The organism is Paraprevotella clara YIT 11840 (assembly GCF_000233955.1).
In the GTDB taxonomy this organism is placed as follows: Bacteria; Bacteroidota; Bacteroidia; order Bacteroidales; family Bacteroidaceae; genus Paraprevotella; species Paraprevotella clara.
The window spans coordinates 84,152-101,724 of the sequence record NZ_JH376599.1; the positions used below are offsets into that span (position 1 = coordinate 84,152).

Genomic DNA, 17,573 nt, shown 5'->3' on the forward strand with positions numbered 1-17,573 from the left:
AGTCAGCCTGCCATGGTTAAATTAAAAAAGTATGTTATAAATTCTCGAAGCGCCCGAACAATTCTTCATACGCAGCAATCAAGGATTGGAAACGTGCAACCGTGAAATACTCTCCGAACGTGTAGGTCGTACCATTTTCGAAGTTCAATACCGGTTCGGCCGACCATTCACCGGAATAATAATAGCTTCCGGGATATGAATAATCGTAATGGACGGCTTGCCATGTCAGAGGTACGGAATAGGTGCTGTTCTTGAAGAACATCGCAGCCTGTACGTATTGGTTGGCGGCATCGACAGCCCTTTGTGTTTCCAATCGGGCAGCCTCTTTTACGCTTTCCAAAGAACCTTCCGCATTTCCTTGGTAGTAATAATAGTACCCGTCATAATCGAAGGCATCTACCAGCCCGTTGTTGTTGTCGGCAGTGATGTTCAGGCTTATGTCGTCCATGATGTTGCAACCCAGGATTCCGTTTTTCAAGTTGGCGTTTCCGTCGAAATATCCGGATTCGATCAAATCTATGTCAGCCAAATTATGCCCGTTCACGCTGCATGACATGGTAATCAGTCGTTCGTTTCCGCTGTAAAGTTCCGATTTTACGGCAGCATCGCTGTTATTGTCAAACAAAGAATGGGTGACTTTATAACCGGCATCGGCAGCCTCGAACGTTGCATTTGCGGAATATTGCTTGCCGACATAGTCGCAGGCTTCCGTGTTGACGGTAAGCTGGGCCATGAGTTTGCCGTCGAGTTTTACGGTGCCTGTAAGGGTGGCCGGAATCTTGATGGTTTCGGAATAGGCATTCCCGGTTGCATCTTTACGGACGAATTCAAACTCTTGGCCGCTGCCTTTCATTTCGGCTACGCAGTTTTTTCCTTCGTATCTGAACGTATAGATGGCGGAATTCCTCATCGATGCATCGGCAATTTGATCCCACTCTTCCGTAGTTTCGTTCCATTTCCATTCTCCGTGGAGCTGGCTGATTTCGTACACATCGCCGATAGCTCGCTTGGAGGCCAGTGCGGCAATGTCTCCTTGTGCGCTAAGGCGCATGGTGCGCATGAGGCTTCTCCAACCGTAATCCGGACGGTTCGGGTTGTCGGGGAGCATGACTTCGTCATCCTCGTTGAAGAACGTGTTTTCGCAATATTCCAACAGCGAGATGGTTGGTTTGAGGCGTTCCACATCTATCTTTGCGGCCAATGCCTTGCCCACACGGTCTATCTCCTCTTGTGCCTGCTCTACGGTCGTGACGGGGACGTTACCGTTTCCATTTCCACCGCCCGGACCTTCATTTCCGTTGTTGTCATCGTCGCTGCACGCCGTTGTCATACACAATGCCGCACCTAAAAATAAAGAATAGAATAGTCTTTTTCTCATTGCTTAGTTGGTTTAAGTGGGAAGTTAACGGTATTTTTCTTGCATGCATACGGGAATGCTTCCCTTCATTTCCTTGAGCATGAATGTACTATTTCGTCTGCAAATATAGTAATTTTAATATAAGAAGAAATATATTCACTCTATTTTATATTATATTAATATATGGGTGTTACTCTGAATTTCAGTATTTGGATTTCTTTTCTTTTGCAACACGGTAGAGGGGTAAGGACATCGGTACACGGTTCTGCGCCAAACGATTTTTTAGTCTCAGCCGATTGATTTTTCAATCACAGCCAATCTTTTTTTCGTTCTGCGGAGATTAATTTGCGTTTTGTTAGTATTTGAAATACAGCTTTTTATAATGCTGATTTTGTGGGACGGCTAAGACCTTTACGTTGTATTCCCAAGAGGAATAAAACCGGACAGACAGAAAAAGGAAAAACAAAAGCCGGTATTTTTCGGCGTACCTCCAAATACCGGCTTTTCCCGCTGTGGGAAGATTTATTTCTTGAGGTTGGCTTTTTCCAATCCGTAACCGTATTGCTTATCGGCGGACTTGAGCAGGAAGGCCACCAACAGGGAGAGAATGGCTATACCGGTGAAAATGCACATGGGGAGGGTATAGTCGTAAAGATTGGTTGTTTTACCGTTTACCACTTCCTGACCCGTGATGCAATAGTTTTCGAGTACGCTGCCGATAAGAGCCGGGATACCCCATAATCCGATGTTCTGGATGAAAAATATCAGGGCGTATGCCGTACCCAGTTGTTTGACCGGGAATATTTTGGCCACGGAAGGCCACATGGCGGACGGGACGAGAGAGAAGGCGATGCCCAGAATAATCATCAGGATGATGGCTACCCAAGAGGCGTGGATGAAAGGAATGGCATAGATGGCATGCACGCAGATGAGCATGAAAGCTCCCAACATCATAATGGAAGCAGCCTTTCCTCTCCGGTCTATCATTCCGCCGAACACAGGAGTCAGGAACAGCGCGCCCAAAGCAGGAAGACCCGCAAAGGTACCGGCGATATCTTCGGATACGTTGTATTTCGTCACCATCAATTCGGTAGCGAATTTCTGGAAGGGGAATACACAAGAATAGAACAGGACACACAGGAGAGCAATGAGCCAGAATCCCGGATTGCTGACTACGGCCACCACATCCTTGAAGGAGAATTTTTCATCATCGCCGCAGGAGGTGTCGATCGTGACCTGGCGGTCGAGCTTGCGGTCCATGAAAGTGAAGCACAGGAAAGAAACCAGTCCGCCGACGAGCAGGATGGCACCGATGAGCAACGGAGTGTCGAGATGCCAGTTCTTGGCTACGGGGATGGCTACTGCATATGCCACTTGCGAGCCGACGCGGGCCAAGGCGACCTGTACGCCCATGGCCAAAGCCATTTCCTTGCCGTGAAACCATTTGGCGATGATTTTTGTCACCGTTATGCCGGCCACTTCGGCGCCGACACCGAATACGGAATATCCGGCCGAGGCCATGAAGACATCCAGTTTGTAACCGAACAGCATCTCTTCGGTTCCGCCGAAACGTGTGATGGCAGCGTATTCGCATATCGTGCCGCCTACCATCAGGATGGCGGACAGCATGCCGGTGAAGCGGATGCCGAATTTATCCAAAATCAGTCCGCCCCAGATGAGCATGAGCAGGAAGACATTCAGGAAACTGTAGGCTCCCGTGAAGAAGCCGAACTCACCGCTTGTCCAGTGCAGTTCGCCTTCGAGCATGCTTTTGAGCGGAGCCATGATGTCGTTTACGTAGTAAGCGGCCATCATGGTGAAAGCCACAACGAAGAGGGCAGACCAACGTGCCCACGTCTTGTCATTTAATTTTTGATTCGAAGTTTGGTTCATGACGTTTATCGTTTAATTTATTTTTTCAACCAACGGTCTAGCCAGCGGAAGAAAGTGCGCTGCCACAATATGCCGTTTTGGGGTTTCAATACCCAGTGGTTCTCGTCGGGATACAACAGGAGTTCGGCGGGGATACCGCGCATGACGGCGGCACTGAAAGCCGACTGCCCTTGTGAGCTGAGGATGCGGTAATCTTTCTCGCCGTGGATGCAAAGGATGGGCGTGTCCCAACGGTCTACGTAGAGGTGGGGGCTGGTGGTGAAGGGATTCACCTTTTGCTGGTCGTCCACCTTTTCCGCGTTGTCCGGGTCGGCACTGATGCCCTTACGCCACGGACCTGCGCCGAGGTCCCAGTTGGGAAACCACATTTCTTCCGTTTCGTAATATTGCTGTTGTGTGTTGAAGATTCCGTCGTGCGAGATGAAGCATTTGAAGCGTTTGTCGTGGTGTCCGGCCAGATAGTACACGCTGTAGCCTCCGAAGCTGGCCCCCACGCATCCCAAGCGGTCTTTGTCCGCATACGGTTCTTTGCAAATGTCGTCGATGGCACTCAGGTAGTCTTGCATGCACTGGCCGCTGTAGTCGCCGCTGATTTCTTCCAGCCACTCCATGCCGAAGCCCGGCAGGCCGCGGCGGTTGGGAGCGATGACGATATAGTCGTTGGCAGCCATGATTTGCAGGTTCCAACGGTAGCTCCAGAACTGACTGACGGGGCTTTGCGGGCCTCCTTCGCAGAACAGGAGTACCGGATATTTTTTGGACGGGTCGAAATGAGGCGGGTAAACCACCCAACAGAGTTCCTTCTTGCCGTCCGTGGTAGCGACCCAACGTTCTTTGACTTCACCCATCTTCAGGCGTTCCTGAAAATATTGGTTTTCCCGGGTGAGCTGCCTGACTTCCGCATTTTTCTTCTTTTTAAAGGAAAGGCTGTAGATGTCATCCGGCGCACTGATGCTGTGGCGGGTGACGATGAGGTTTTTACCGCATAAGGCCAGTCCGGCACCATAGTCGAAATCCCCCGTGGTCAGCGGTCTCACTTCGCCTTTGAGGTTGGTGGAGTGTATCATGCTACGTGCCTGCCATACGCCTGTGAAATAGAACGAGCGGCTGTCGGCGGCCCAACAGAATCCGTCTACTCCGGACTGGAAAGCTTCCGTAACGTAAGTTTTTGCACCCGTCTTCAGGTCCAGGACGCATAGTCGGGTACGGTCGCTTTCGTAACCGTTGCGCGCCATGCTGAGCCACGCCACATATTTCCCGTCGGGAGAATAAGCCGGGTTCGTGTCGTAGCCCACGTTACAATCCCGGTCCAGATGGTTTATGGCTTGGTGCTCCATGGAACGCGACGGGTCGATTTCAGGCTCTTTGTAGTCGGACGGTTTGCATAGGTTCTCGGTTTGTCCGGTCGCCGTATCGTAGCGGTAGATGTCGCTGTCCGTACTGATAGCGTAGTCCCGGCCTGTCTTTTTGCGACTGGTGTACACGATATAACGGCTGTCGGGACTCCAGTTGAATTGTTCGCTGCCTCCGAACGGCAACATCGGGCATTCAAACGGTTCGCCGTTCAGGAGGTCGATGCCGTCACCCGTCCGTCCGTCTTGGACATCCGCCACGAAGATGTGGGGGATAGTGGTCACGTAATGGTCCCAATGTTTGTAGTTGAGGTCGGTGATGACCATACCGCTGGATAATGGCAGGTCATCGTATTTTTTCTCGATAGAAGTATAAGTGTCTACGGAATGGACGATGATGACTTTTTTCCCGTCGGGGGAAAACTTGTAGCCTTCCACGTCCTTATGGCAGAAACTGACTTGACGGCGTGACGTGCCGTCCAAGGCCATTTCCCATATCTGGCTGCTTCCGCTTTTGCCGCTCAGGAAGGTGATTTTTTGTCCGTCCGGAGTGAAAGCCGGTTCGCTTTCGTTGTCGGCCGTGGTGGTAAGCAGGGTAGGGTTCGCGCCGTCGGCATCCATCAGGTAAAGGACGGTATGGCTCTTGTTCTGCTGTACGCTGTAATAGCTGACGGTGTACACAATCTTTTGGGCGTCCGGAGAGACGGCGAAAGTCCCGATCCGTCCCATGGCCCATAATGCCTCGGGAGTGAGGCGGTCTCCGGTAAGTGTAATCTGGTTTTTTCCGATGATTTGTCCGTCGTTGGCTCCGGATACCGGACTGGCGGAAGCCAAGGTAAGGGCTGCGGTCATAACATGAATGAGATTCATAATAGATGTGAGCTAAAAAAATGAATCATTCCGGACGGTTGCGGATAGCCCGGAATGATTCTTTTGGATGTATTGTTATTTTTTGTTTTGAGCTTGTTTCTTTTTCTGTTCTTCCAAGATGGCTTGCTGCTGTTTTTGCAGTGCTTCCAACCGTGCGGCCATTCCCGACATCTTTTTGTTAGGGTTGGCTTTATTGGCTTGGTAGTTGGCTTCGAGCTTAGCCAAAAGCTTCTTGTCATCGGTGGTCTTGCGTAGGAACCACATGATAAGGATGCTGGTCAGACCGGAAAGGAAATAGTAATAGTTCAATCCGGACGAGTAGTTGTTGAACATGAAGAAGAAGGCTACAGGCATGATATACATCATATACTGCATGAACTTCATTTGTTGTGCTTGTTCGCCGGTCATGCTATTCTGCTGCTGGCGCATGCTGATCCAAGTGTTGACGATATTGGTCAGACAGAACAACAAGCAGAAAATGCTGAGATGGTCTCCGATGAGCCAGATGGACTTGTCCCATCGTATCACGTCATCGTATGCCGAAAGGTCGGAAGCCCAAAGGAAACTTTCTCCGCGCAATTCGATGGCGTTCGGAACGAAGTTGAACAAAGCGATCCAGATAGGCATCTGCAACAGCATCGGCAAGCATCCGCCCATCGGGCTGACCCCGTACTGGCTGTAAAGCTGCATGGTTTCCTGCTGCTTCTTCATGGCGTCTTCCGGTTTCGGATATTTGGCGTTAAGCTCGTCAATCTTCGGTTTCAGCACACGCATCTTGGCAGAAGACAAGTAAGACTTGCGTGTGGTGGGGTAGACCAGTACTTTCACCAATATCGTGAGCAACAACAGGACAATACCCATTGACAGTCCCAGACTGCTCAACCAATCGAAAATGTAGATGATGAAGAAACGGTTGATCCACTTGAAGAGCGGCCAGCCCAGATAAACAAGGTCTTCCAATTCCAAGTCTTTGTCACTGGCACTGAGTTTGTTCGTGTGTTGCAATAGATGGTAATTGTTCGGAGCGAACAGCATCTGCATTTGAGTAGGGGTCTTTCCGCTGGGATCGAAGAACGTTTTCATGTCGGCCTCGTAATCTTTCAGGTAACCGCTGGCTTTTTGCTGCGGCGTGCTGCTGAGGTGGGCTTCTGTGAAATCCTGATGTGCTATCAATACACAACTGAAAAACTGGTTCTTGAAAGCGACCCAATCTAAGGGTTCTGCGATCTTTTCGGATTCGGCACTGGTTTCGCTCAGATAATCCGTTCCCTCATTCTTTATTTTATACGTCAGGGAAGAATAACGGCTTTCGAAATCGAAGCCTTTTTCTTGTTGGCGTGCCATTTCATTCCATGCTATGTCCAGAGTTTTCATAGACGGAGCGAAGATATTGCCCAAACCGTTGGCTTGGATGGTAAAGTCGATCATGTAGGAATGGGGCAACAACTTGTAATCGAAATCCAGTGTGCCTCCTGTGGAAGCCTGGAGACGCATGGTGAGGGTCGTGTCGCTGACGTTGATTGGGGTGAAGAAAAAGTCACCGGAGTTGATGTTCTCCGTTTTCCCGCCCAACATGAATTGCATGCGTGCGTCTTTTTCGTCGAACAGCGTCACCGGGCCGCCCTGTTGGTTCTTATATTCTTTGAGTTCAACCTTTTGGACGGTTCCCCCACGTGTGTTGAACGTTAATTTAATCAGCTCGTTTTCCAATACGACGTTTTGTGCTTCTCCTCTCCTGTGGGCGTAAAACAATGACGTCGTGTCTAAAGCTACTTGTGCCTGATGCGCTATTTCAGCCTCTTCCTTGGCTTCTTGTGCCATCTGTGCCTTTTGTTGAGCCACGGTAGCGATAGAGTCCTGTCGGCGTTGGGCTTCCATTTCCGCTTCGCTCGGGCGACTGAAATAACTGAATCCGATAAGTACTGCCGCAATGAGGATAAATCCTGTAAGCGTGTTTTTGTCCATATTCTTATTTATTTGTCTTTAGATTGCTTTTTGGTGCTCAATGAATTCTCAATGGCTGCCTTTACGAATGAAAGGAACAATGGATGCGGTTTGAGTACCGTACTGCTGTATTCCGGATGGAATTGTGTACCGATGTACCATTTCAATGTCGGGATTTCCACGATCTCCACCAAGTTGCTGTCGGGGTTGATGCCGACGCATTGCATGCCGGCCTTTTCATACTCCTTAATATATTGGTTGTTGAACTCGTAACGGTGACGGTGGCGTTCGGAAATCTGCTTTTGCCCGTATGCCTCGAAAGTCTTGCTGCCTTCGCGTACGTCGCATTCGTAGGCTCCCAGACGCATTGTACCTCCCATTTGGGTGATATTTTTCTGTTCTTCCATGATGTCGATGACATTGTGCGGAGTCTTTTCATCCATTTCGCGGCTGTTGGCATCTACGTATCCTAATACGTTACGTGCAAATTCAATAACCATCATTTGCATACCGAGACAAATACCGAACGTCGGAATGTCGTGGGTGCGGGTGTATTCGGCTGCAATGATTTTACCTTCGGTGCCCCGTTGTCCGAACCCCGGACAGATAACCACTCCCGCCATACCTTTCAGTTGCTCTTCCACATTTTCACGGGTCAGTTTTTCGCTATTGACGAAATGTGTCTTGACTTTATAGTCATTGTAGGTTCCGGCATGTGCGAGTGACTCTAAAATACTCTTATATGCGTCTTGCAAATCATATTTGCCAACCAGGGCGATGTGGACGATTTCCGTAGCTTTGTTGCGACGGTCGAGGAAGGAGCGCCATGGACCGAGTTGGGGCGTTTCACCCACCGGCATATTCATCTTGCGTAAAATAATGGCATCGAGCTTCTGGGCTTGCATGCTCAGAGGTACTTCGTAGATGGACGGCATGTCCAGGCTTTGAATGACGGCTTCTTCGTCCACATTACAGAAATGAGCCACTTTCTTCCGGATGTCCGCATTCAGTTCATGTTCCGTACGAAGTACCAAAATATCCGGTTGTATACCCAAACTCTGCAATTGCTTGACCGATGTTTGGGTCGGCTTGGTCTTCAACTCTTTTGCAGCCGCCAGATAAGGAACGTAGGTCAGATGCAGGTTGATGGCATCCTTGCCCAATTCCCAACGTAATTGGCGGATGGCCTCCAGGAAGGGCAGGGATTCGATGTCACCTACCGTTCCCCCGATTTCGGTAATTACGAAATCAAACTTGTATTTTTTACCCATCAATTTGATGTTCCGTTTGATTTCGTCCGTGATATGAGGTACGACCTGAATGGTTTTACCCAAATAGTCCCCTCTGCGTTCTTTTTCGATAACGCTTTGGTATATCCGGCCGGTAGTTATATTATTGGCACGGGTAGTCTGGATTCCGGTGAAACGTTCGTAATGTCCTAAATCCAAATCCGTTTCCTGACCGTCTACGGTAACATAGCATTCACCGTGTTCGTACGGATTGAGCGTACCCGGGTCGATGTTGATATAGGGGTCGAATTTTTGAATGGTAATGTTGTATCCACGAGCTTGCAACAATTTACCCACAGATGAGGATATAATGCCTTTGCCTAATGATGAGGCTACTCCGCCAGTAACGAAGATATACTTTGTTTCTCCCACAATGTTATAATTTTTGGATTAGAATTCAATTATAATACAACTATTAAGTTGCAAAATTACAAAAAACTTTGAGTTCCGTGGGACTTTTCCTTTAAAAAAGATATATCTTTGTGTCGACAAAAGAAAACGTGGATGCGAATAAGGTTCTTTTTTATCATTATATTGTCATACTTGTTCAGTACTGATATCGGGGCTCGAAACAGGCGTACGTGTATCGTGGATACATTGTCGATGAACGCTGTAGTGCAAAGATATACAGTTCTGTTGAATGCACTTGTCTGGGAAACAAGCAATTTACAGACGGATTCAACCGTGAGATTCACTCCGTATTATTTCCGGTTGTTTGCTCCGGGGACGCTTTATGATGCCCCCATGAAGCAGGAGTTTGGTGTAAAGTGGAATTTCACACTTCCGGGACGTGAAAAGAATGTCCCTTCTTTGTTGGATTATAGAGATAAAGACCGATTGGTGTTGGAAGAGGAGAATAGGATGCTGATGCAGGCTTATGTCCGTACTCCATGGTTGATTCAGACTACGGAAGACGACTTGGAAAAAGCCGGTGGGTTGCAGAAAGAAGTCTTACCGGAATTGCCTGCTGTGACCCATTTGGTGGAAAATGAGATCAATGTTGATTTAACACAGGATGTAGATACCATACGTTTAAAGGTACGGCGTCCTAATTTTTGGAAATTCAAAGGAGATTATTCGTTTCAGTTTACCCAAAATTATTATTCCGAGAATTGGTATCAGGGCGGTGATAACAATTATACGATGTTGGCTTTGGCAACCATGGAGGCGAACTTCAATAACAAACAGAAAATACAATGGGACAATAAGCTTGAAATGCGTTTGGGATTTCAGACTTCGAAAACGGATGAGAAGCATAAACTCAAGACTAATGACGACTTGTTGCGTTTGACCACTAAAATAGGTTACAAGGCTACCAAACATTGGTTTTATACTTTGCAGGTTCAGGCATATACTCAGTTTTATCCGAGTTTCAAGGCAAATAGCGACGAGGTTTCTTCCGATTTCCTTTCTCCGTTCAATTTGGTTGTTTCTTTAGGTATGGATTATAAATTGGAATTGAAACGTTTTAAAGGTTCTGCCAACTTGTCTCCCGTAGCCTATAACTTTCGTTCGGTAGAGCGCAGGTCGTTATTCGGTAATTTTGGATTGGAGTCCGGACGAAGTATGTACAATAATTTCGGTCCGAATATTACTGTGAATTATAGTTGGGAGATATGGAAAAACATCAAGTGGGATGCCCGTATATATTGGTTCAGCAATTTGGAAACGACCGATATCGAATGGGAAAACACATTTACTTTCACGATAAACAGGTTCTTGAATTCCAAACTGTTTCTCTATCCTCGTATAGATGACAGTTCGGAGAATTATCGGAATGAGGATAAAAAGTTTTCTTATCTCATGTTCAAAGAATGGTTCAGTTTGGGTATCAATTACTCGTTTTAATAGAGGCTTTGCTTATAACGACTTATTAATGCTTTCAATATAGTTCAAGAGTTCCGTACGTCCCGTTTTGTTTTCGGATGAGGTTATGAAGTAAGGAGGCAGTTCTTCCCATTGTTCTTTTAGGGCTTTAAGATAAGCGTCAATATTAGCCTTGAGCTTAGTCGGCTTGGATTTGTCGGCTTTCGTAAAAACAATACTGAACGGGATTCCGTTTTCTCCGAGCCATTCGATGAATTCCATGTCTATTTTTTGAGGCTCGTGTCGCGAATCGACGAGTACGAACAAGTTGGTCATCTGTTCCCTGCACAGTATATAAGAAGAGATGATTTGCTGCAACTTTTCTTGTTCTTTTTTGCTTATTTTGGCGTAACCGTATCCCGGAAGGTCTACCAGATACCACTCATTGTTGATTAAAAAATGATTAATAAGCAATGTCTTCCCCGGTGTGGCGGAGGTCTTTGCCAATTTTTTATTATTGGTCAGCATGTTAATCAAACTGGATTTGCCTACATTGGAACGGCCTATAAAAGCATATTCGGGAGCATGGGTAGAAGGACATTTCCCGACCGAAGAGTTGCTGATGACGAATTCTGCTGATTTGATTTCCATGTCAGTTTGTATTTTTTTGTTGGCAAATATACGCTTTTTATTTGGCTTTTGGTTATCTTTGCACAAATTTATGTATTTTGATTGTAGATGAATCAACAATATCCTTCAGTATTATTAGAAAAGGCCGTAAATGAATTTGCGAAGTTGCCGGGGATAGGTTCGAAGACCGCCATGCGGTTAGTTCTACACCTGTTGAGGCAGGATGTACAGGCGGTTGAGAGTTTCGGCCAGTCGTTGATTACGTTGAAGCATGATGTGAAATATTGTTCTGTATGTCATAATATCTCGGATACGGACGTTTGTGAAATCTGTTCGGATATGCAACGCGACCATTCCACGATATGTGTGGTGGAAAATATTCAGGATGTGATGGCTATAGAGAATACACATCAGTACAAGGGTGTTTATCATGTACTTGGTGGAGTGATATCTCCGATGGACGGGGTGGGACCTTCCGACCTTCAGATACAAACTCTTGTAGAGCGCGTGGAAGACGGAGGCGTGAGAGAGGTGATATTGGCTCTTAGTCCGACAATGGAGGGAGATACGACCAATTTTTATATTTACAGAAAGTTGGAAAATGCAGCCGCACGTATCAGCGTGATTGCACGTGGGGTTGCGCAAAATGATGAACTGCAATATACGGATGAAGTAACGTTGGGACGTTCTATTGTGAACCGTGTAGTCTTTACGGGACAAATGTAGGAGAACAGAGAGATGGAGAATGTTATAAAGAAACTCCGGTTGGAGTTTTGTCTTATTTTTATATGGGCGGCCGTACTTATAGGGCTGTTTGAGTGGGACGTTTGGACTGCCGGATGGGCTGTAGGGAATGAACTGGCAGATTACTATATCAATCTGACGGGAATCATCATGGTTATCGTATTGGTACCTATGGCTCTGAAAATGATGTCGTTTAGAGTGGTGAAATCTTCTTATTCCGTAGACTTTCCGCAACGGTCCGGTTTGAAATATAAAAGATGGAGTGAGGTACGTATGGCGATGTTGGCTGTTACGGGGTGGACGAATATCGTATTTTATTATCTGACATTGGACTCAACCGGTTCTATTTGTGCGCTTATTACAGCTTTGGCTTTATGTTTTTGCTGGCCTTCCCGTGAAAAGTTTGAGAATGAAACGGGGCTGGAATTGAATCATGACGGTGTAAAGACAGAAAACCAGAGAAAGGCATGAAACTTTCAATCGTAATCGTCAGCTACAATGTGAAGTATTACTTGGAGCAGTGCTTGTGCTCTGTGATACGGGCGTGCTATGGACTGGATGCTGAAATCTGGGTGGTGGATAATGCTTCTTCCGACGGATCGGTGGAATATATACGCTCTCGTTTTCCAGATGTCCATTTTATAGAAAATCAGGAAAATGTAGGTTTTTCCCGTGCGAACAACATGGCGATAAGGCAAGCGACAGGTGAATATATTTTGCTACTTAATCCGGATACGGTGGTGGGAGAAAATACATTGTCCGGATGTTTGCATTTTATGGATACTCATCCGGAGGCCGGTGCTACGGGGGTTGCTATGTTGAAGGACGACGGTGGTTTTGCTTGGGAATCTCGTCGGGGGTTGCCTACTCCTTTTACGTCTTTTTGCAAAATGACCGGTTTGTGTGCATTGTTTCCTCATTCGCGGCGTTTGGGACGTTATTACATGAGATATTTGGATAAGAACAAGACCAATCAGATCGATGTCATATCGGGGGCTTTTTGTATGGTGCGCCGCTCTGCACTTGATAAAACCGGACTTTTGGATGAGGATTTTTTCATGTATGGAGAAGATATCGACCTCTCTTATCGTTTATTACAATGTGGCTATAAGAATTATTATCAGCCGTTAAGGATTCTGCACTATAAGGGAGAAAGTACGCATAAAAGCTCTTTCCGTTACGTGCATGTTTTTTATAAGGCCATGCTTATCTTTTTTGACAAACATTACCGTCGTTCGAATCGTTGGTTGGCACCTTTTATCCAAATGGCTGTTATTGTCCGGGGAGTCTTGGATTTGTGTATGCACCAGAAAGAGCGTTTGTTCGGATGGATAGGAAGAGGACGAGACCGCGAGGCTGACAAATCATATTTGTTTTTGGGACGTCCGGAAGCTGTAGAGTCGCTATGCAGATTGGGGCTTGAAAATAACTTGAAGATAGATTTTGTGGTAGCGGATGAGTCGAATAAGCCGGACGGCCATCTTGATCCGTCTCTTTCGGTGAAGGCCTATGATTATGTCATATATGATACCGGGGCATATAGTTATGAGAAAATGCTGTACCTGTTGTCTCTCGGGGCAGAACATACCCGGGTACGGATAGCGACTTACTCTATGGAGACATCTAAGTTGATAACGATGAATAACGTATATTGAAAAACGAAATACGATGATGTTTGCGGCAGATAATATACGGTTGCGTGCACTTGAACCGGAAGATTTGGAGTGGTTATATAGTGTTGAAAATGATGAAGAGTTGTGGCAATGGGGAAGTTCGAATGTTCCTTATTCCCGTTATTCCTTAAAAACATATATAGCAGAGTCACGCCACGACATTTATGCCGATGGACAGTTGCGTTTGGTTATAGAGACGGAGGATGAGCATTTGGTTTTAGGCTGTGTGGATTTGATGGATTTTTCTCCTCGGCATTTACGTGCGGAGATAGGAATCTTGTTATTTCCGGAGTATAGGGGGCGGGGAGTTGCAACCAAGGTATTGGGGATGCTTGTTTCTTATGCTCGCGAACATTTGTATATGCACCAGCTTTATGCTATAGTTTCCCAAAAGAATATGAAGGCACAACATTTGTTTGAGAGGTTCGGTTTCAAACGTGTATCCCTGTTGGCGGATTGGTTAAGGGACAAAGAAGAAGATTACGTATCAGCCTATATCTATAGTTTCCGACTGTAGTTTTGTATCGGAAGAAGTTTTAGTTTCAAAAAAAACAGGTTTGGTTTTTGAAAAAAGTACGGAAGTAATTTGGCTATTTAAGATAAAGTCTTTACCTTTGCATTCGCAATCAGGAAATCGCCTGATTCCTCTTTTAAAGGTGCGTTAGTTCAGTTGGTTAGAATACATGCCTGTCACGCATGGGGTCACGGGTTCGAGTCCCGTACGCACCGCAACAACATCCCGAAGCCCTTGAAAGTCAATCACTTTCAAGGGCTTTTTTCTTGGGGTCTCAATCGAGAGACCAATCCGATAATACACCGTGATGCATTCTGATACATTGCAGTTTGCTGTAAACCACCCTTTTATTATATTCCTGTCTGCAAATAGCCTTTTCCCACAAATCACTGTGTTCATGATTTGACGAAATATCCCAATAACTTTTTCATAGTCCCCTGATTGATACCGATAGGGAGACCAACGGTGTAGCCCACATACAATACGCATACTGTGGGCTACACCGTTTTTGTTCTATACCTTATTATAATATGTCGGCAGAATACCAACTCTTATTACCCCATTATTCATTCACGCAAGTAAAGTTGGTCTCCCCATTGGTCTCCCGAAACGTTCTGCCTGTTACTTTTTCTTTCTTTCATCAAAAGTCGGCAGACGGTTGAGGTCTGTTTTGGCTACCAACTATTCGGGGAAATATCACGTGTTTTTCTCTTTTTTTCATTGGTAGTGCATTTTCTTCAAAAGGTCTGATTTCGTGAGAGATTTTTCTGTTGCGTTTATCAAATCTGGTAGTAACTTATATCTGTTTGGGTAGTAATTTTCTTATTATTTAATAGTCGTAATTACCTGTGTATCAGCTACTTATTTTTATATTTCAAAAATAAAAAATACCTTTGCATCCGCAATCCAAGCTGGTTCACGATGCAAAAATGTATGCGATGATTCGGTCAGCGATTGAGTTCTTTGAAATATTGTACAACCCAATCCTATTCAGATATGAAAGAGGAAATAAAGCTAATTAACGGTTCGGAGCTGCAAAGACAGCTTGAACCATTGTATGAGTTGAAGTCAGACATTGTAAATCTGAAAACAGAAATTAGCAAAAAGACTTCAGCTAAGTTCTACACAATTCCTCAAGTATGCGAAATTTTGCATGTATCAAGAAGCACGGTTTATAGAATGATCCGTAATGGAAACTTGAAAGCGCATAAAGCATACCGCAGGGTTTTGGTCTCTGAAGTGAGCATAAACAATGCTCTGATTCCTATTAATAGTGGTCGGTAATTGCCGACCACTAAACTCTTTAATTTATAATTTAAAAACAATAAAACACATGTCAAAAACCAAAAAACAGGTTATGAACTTTATAACCAAAGATCGAATGCGTCGCTTTCCAGACGAGTGCGGTAAAAGTACGTTGGCAAAATTCCTGCATTCTTATTTTCCTGAAAAGGTGGTTGATTCTCTTTTGGCTTCATTTGAAGTCAGAATTGATACGAGGTGTTGCTATAAAGGTGATTATGCAGCAATCTTGGCATTCAAAAGCAAAAACGAAAAAATTCGTGATGTTAGGATGGCACTTTTTAACCCCGACATAGGAATGATTGTTCGTGACGGAGACGGGGATGCACTTATCCAACATACCAAAAAACAGAACTCCCATGTGGAATACGAATCTGTTCCGTATGGTGACAAGTATTATTCTCTCGCAAAAGAATTAAGCGAGGGGTACGCCCTAACAATTCTACCCACTCTCTTTGGTATGCAGAGAATCAATGGGGCAAAACATATTGGCGTGGTAACATCCCCTGTTGATGCGTTGGTTATGTCAATCATAGATCCACATCGTACGTGGCTGGCTACTGGGCATGAGGGTAAGTTTGGTATTGCATTATATCATCCTAACGTGATACAGGATTTGCGTGAAACGGGTGTACGGGTTACGCTTTATCCTGAATTTGACGGAGAGGCAGAAGCCGAACAAATAAAGTTCCATTTGTTGCAAAACAGGGTACTAGCCGATGTTTATCCACATCTTGATTATCTTAAGAATTGTGAGTTTGTGGGACATCGTAAGAGTATTGCCACCATTGCCTTAAAAATGATTGACATGCAGTTCTCTTACAGCGATATAATGCTCGCTCTACGGTTGGTTGACGAACAGAATATACTACCGTATTAAGCACAGGAGCACGGGGCAATTAATATCAAGGTGGTTGCCCCGTGTCTATGAAACCTACCAAGTCGGTTCTTTGTATCCACCTTGATAACGTGATTAGCACAATAAAATATTAACCCGATTGCAAATGATGTTCTGATTATCTGCAATCTAAAAACAGAACAAAAAATGAGAAAAACAATTAATAGCAATAAACTGCAGTTTGATACAGTAAGATTCTGTACAAGTAGTGATAACATTTCATTGATTGAGGGTAAAGAGCATCTTTTCAAGCATACACTTGATATGGAGACGGGAGAATTGTCAATTATAGAGTTTAACTCACAAGCCAATCAAAACAATCGTGCCCTTGTGCCCTTCTCCCTCTATATCCATGCCAACAGACAGTCCAAGAGAATGACCATAGAGTTCTCCTCTAAATTGCTGTTGGAAGATTATCCCCTACTTATATCAGAGGACACCTTTCCGCAAGCATTACGGAATATAGAGAGGTTGGGTATCTGCAAACTTAATGTGGAAGCCATTATTGAGGATTGCTCTTTCAATAAACTCCATGCTACAAAAGATGTGGATATGGAACTCACAGAATCCATACTGAATACACTGAATCTATGCACAGGCGACTATCGCAGATATAACTGGAAGCGTTATATGGGAGAAAGTATCTGTTTCAAGAAAGATGTAAAGACAAAAGATTGTCAAGAGGAACTGAACATCTACAACAAAGAAGTGGAAATCCTCACAGGCAAGAACAAACCATTTCTAAAAATGGTGAGCAACCCGACAGAAATTATGGCGCATTATGAAAAGAAGACAAGGTTTGAACTGAAAATGGGAACGAAAAGGATGATTATGAAAAAGCTGAAAATATCCGATACATCATACTACAATGTCATGCGTGGCAATCCGAATATCCTGTTGGAACAGTTTGATTGCATATTCACTCCCTCTGCCAATAGCAAGGCTGCTGATACATCACTTATTAATGGTTTTACCGACTATACCTTGTTCTGTACACTCTGTTTTCATAAATTCAACTTAAAGACAATAGAGCAGGATATAAAAGACAGGAGACTGTATGGACCAAATTCACGATGTGCGTTGGGACGGGCAATGAACAAAGTAAAATCAATGGCTCATGCTTGGAATAAACAGCCCACGAATGCCAATAGCATTATCGAAGAAATCAGGGAAAAACTGGAAAGCAAAAGTATGAACTTGTAAGGCTAAAGATATGGTATTGGGAGTGTGTGGTAATTAACCAAATAATTGAACACAATGTATATGAAAGCCTTGTTACGAAATATGACAAGCCGTCATAT

Annotated in this window: 14 protein-coding genes and 1 tRNA gene; 9 read left to right on the top strand and 6 right to left on the bottom strand. The window is 45.1% G+C overall.

Translation table 11 applies throughout. The annotated features are described in order from the left end of the window. Positions 1 to 34: 34 nt before the first annotated feature. From HMPREF9441_RS08905 to HMPREF9441_RS08925, 5 genes are all read right to left on the bottom strand, one after another. Positions 35 to 1,378 carry a hypothetical protein gene (locus tag HMPREF9441_RS08905; protein ID WP_244949704.1) on the bottom strand — a complete coding sequence of 448 codons (1,344 nt, stop codon included), beginning with the start codon at positions 1,376 to 1,378 and terminating at the stop codon, positions 35 to 37. Between the two features lie 501 nt (positions 1,379 to 1,879). Then, positions 1,880 to 3,250 (bottom strand): MFS transporter, encoded by a 1,371-nt coding sequence (locus HMPREF9441_RS08910; protein WP_008620301.1) that lies wholly within the window; start codon positions 3,248 to 3,250, stop codon positions 1,880 to 1,882. 17 nt (positions 3,251 to 3,267) lie between these two features. Continuing rightward, positions 3,268 to 5,472: a S9 family peptidase gene (locus tag HMPREF9441_RS08915; RefSeq protein ID WP_008620304.1), complete on the bottom strand. Its 2,205-nt coding sequence runs from the start codon at positions 5,470 to 5,472 to the stop codon at positions 3,268 to 3,270. A gap of 75 nt (positions 5,473 to 5,547) precedes the next feature. Then, on the bottom strand, positions 5,548 to 7,437 hold the full coding sequence (gene yidC, locus HMPREF9441_RS08920; protein WP_008620305.1) for a membrane protein insertase YidC: 1,890 nt from the start codon (positions 7,435 to 7,437) through the stop codon (positions 5,548 to 5,550). Between the two features lie 8 nt (positions 7,438 to 7,445). Then, positions 7,446 to 9,077, bottom strand: coding sequence for a CTP synthase (locus tag HMPREF9441_RS08925; RefSeq protein ID WP_008620306.1), 1,632 nt, complete (start codon positions 9,075 to 9,077; stop codon positions 7,446 to 7,448). Positions 9,078 to 9,389: 312 nt separating this feature from the next. Here HMPREF9441_RS08925 and HMPREF9441_RS08930 point away from each other — a divergent pair, with 312 nt between their 5' ends. Further along, positions 9,390 to 10,553, top strand: a complete 1,164-nt coding sequence (locus HMPREF9441_RS08930; RefSeq protein ID WP_244949705.1) for a DUF3078 domain-containing protein — start codon at positions 9,390 to 9,392, stop codon at positions 10,551 to 10,553. A gap of 12 nt (positions 10,554 to 10,565) precedes the next feature. On the opposite strand, the gene yihA is transcribed toward HMPREF9441_RS08930, so the two are convergent. Beyond that, entirely contained in the window at positions 10,566 to 11,162 is a 597-nt protein-coding gene (gene yihA, locus HMPREF9441_RS08935) for a ribosome biogenesis GTP-binding protein YihA/YsxC (RefSeq protein ID WP_021979796.1), read from the bottom strand. An 87-nt stretch (positions 11,163 to 11,249) separates the two neighbouring features. On the opposite strand from yihA, the gene recR reads away from it, so the two are divergent. The 8 genes from recR to HMPREF9441_RS08975 all read left to right on the top strand — a co-directional run bounded on the left by recR (position 11,250) and on the right by HMPREF9441_RS08975 (position 17,475). Then, positions 11,250 to 11,867, top strand: a complete 618-nt coding sequence (gene recR / locus HMPREF9441_RS08940) for a recombination mediator RecR (protein ID WP_008620309.1) — start codon at positions 11,250 to 11,252, stop codon at positions 11,865 to 11,867. 12 nt (positions 11,868 to 11,879) lie between these two features. Continuing rightward, on the top strand, positions 11,880 to 12,356 hold the full coding sequence (locus tag HMPREF9441_RS08945) for a hypothetical protein (RefSeq protein ID WP_008620310.1): 477 nt from the start codon (positions 11,880 to 11,882) through the stop codon (positions 12,354 to 12,356). Further along, on the top strand, positions 12,353 to 13,540 hold the full coding sequence (locus HMPREF9441_RS08950; protein WP_008620313.1) for a glycosyltransferase family 2 protein: 1,188 nt from the start codon (positions 12,353 to 12,355) through the stop codon (positions 13,538 to 13,540). Before HMPREF9441_RS08945 ends, HMPREF9441_RS08950 begins: the two co-directional genes overlap by 4 nt. 13 nt (positions 13,541 to 13,553) lie before the next feature. Then, entirely contained in the window at positions 13,554 to 14,075 is a 522-nt protein-coding gene (locus HMPREF9441_RS08955; protein WP_008620316.1) for a GNAT family N-acetyltransferase, read from the top strand. Positions 14,076 to 14,213: 138 nt separating this feature from the next. After that, positions 14,214 to 14,287 (top strand) — tRNA-Asp (locus HMPREF9441_RS08960). Positions 14,288 to 15,068: 781 nt separating this feature from the next. Next, on the top strand, positions 15,069 to 15,356 hold the full coding sequence (locus HMPREF9441_RS08965; protein ID WP_008620325.1) for a helix-turn-helix domain-containing protein: 288 nt from the start codon (positions 15,069 to 15,071) through the stop codon (positions 15,354 to 15,356). A 49-nt stretch (positions 15,357 to 15,405) separates the two neighbouring features. Continuing rightward, entirely contained in the window at positions 15,406 to 16,254 is an 849-nt protein-coding gene (locus HMPREF9441_RS08970; RefSeq protein ID WP_008620327.1) for a DUF6371 domain-containing protein, read from the top strand. A gap of 165 nt (positions 16,255 to 16,419) precedes the next feature. Beyond that, entirely contained in the window at positions 16,420 to 17,475 is a 1,056-nt protein-coding gene (locus HMPREF9441_RS08975; RefSeq protein WP_008620329.1) for a hypothetical protein, read from the top strand. The last annotated feature ends 98 nt before the right edge of the window (positions 17,476 to 17,573 follow it).

Excerpts from the sequence above, each read along its gene's own strand:
- HMPREF9441_RS08905 (WP_244949704.1), bottom strand. The coding sequence starts at position 1,378 with ATGAGAAAAAGACTATTCTATTCTTTATTTTTAGGTGCGGCATTGTGT.
- HMPREF9441_RS08910 (WP_008620301.1), bottom strand. The coding sequence starts at position 3,250 with ATGAACCAAACTTCGAATCAAAAATTAAATGACAAGACGTGGGCACGT.
- HMPREF9441_RS08915 (WP_008620304.1), bottom strand. The coding sequence starts at position 5,472 with ATGAATCTCATTCATGTTATGACCGCAGCCCTTACCTTGGCTTCCGCC.
- yidC (WP_008620305.1), bottom strand. The coding sequence starts at position 7,437 with ATGGACAAAAACACGCTTACAGGATTTATCCTCATTGCGGCAGTACTT.
- yihA (WP_021979796.1), bottom strand. The coding sequence starts at position 11,162 with ATGGAAATCAAATCAGCAGAATTCGTCATCAGCAACTCTTCGGTCGGG.
- recR (WP_008620309.1), top strand. The coding sequence starts at position 11,250 with ATGAATCAACAATATCCTTCAGTATTATTAGAAAAGGCCGTAAATGAA.
- HMPREF9441_RS08945 (WP_008620310.1), top strand. The coding sequence starts at position 11,880 with ATGGAGAATGTTATAAAGAAACTCCGGTTGGAGTTTTGTCTTATTTTT.
- HMPREF9441_RS08950 (WP_008620313.1), top strand. The coding sequence starts at position 12,353 with ATGAAACTTTCAATCGTAATCGTCAGCTACAATGTGAAGTATTACTTG.
- HMPREF9441_RS08955 (WP_008620316.1), top strand. The coding sequence starts at position 13,554 with ATGATGTTTGCGGCAGATAATATACGGTTGCGTGCACTTGAACCGGAA.
- HMPREF9441_RS08965 (WP_008620325.1), top strand. The coding sequence starts at position 15,069 with ATGAAAGAGGAAATAAAGCTAATTAACGGTTCGGAGCTGCAAAGACAG.
- HMPREF9441_RS08970 (WP_008620327.1), top strand. The coding sequence starts at position 15,406 with ATGTCAAAAACCAAAAAACAGGTTATGAACTTTATAACCAAAGATCGA.
- HMPREF9441_RS08975 (WP_008620329.1), top strand. The coding sequence starts at position 16,420 with ATGAGAAAAACAATTAATAGCAATAAACTGCAGTTTGATACAGTAAGA.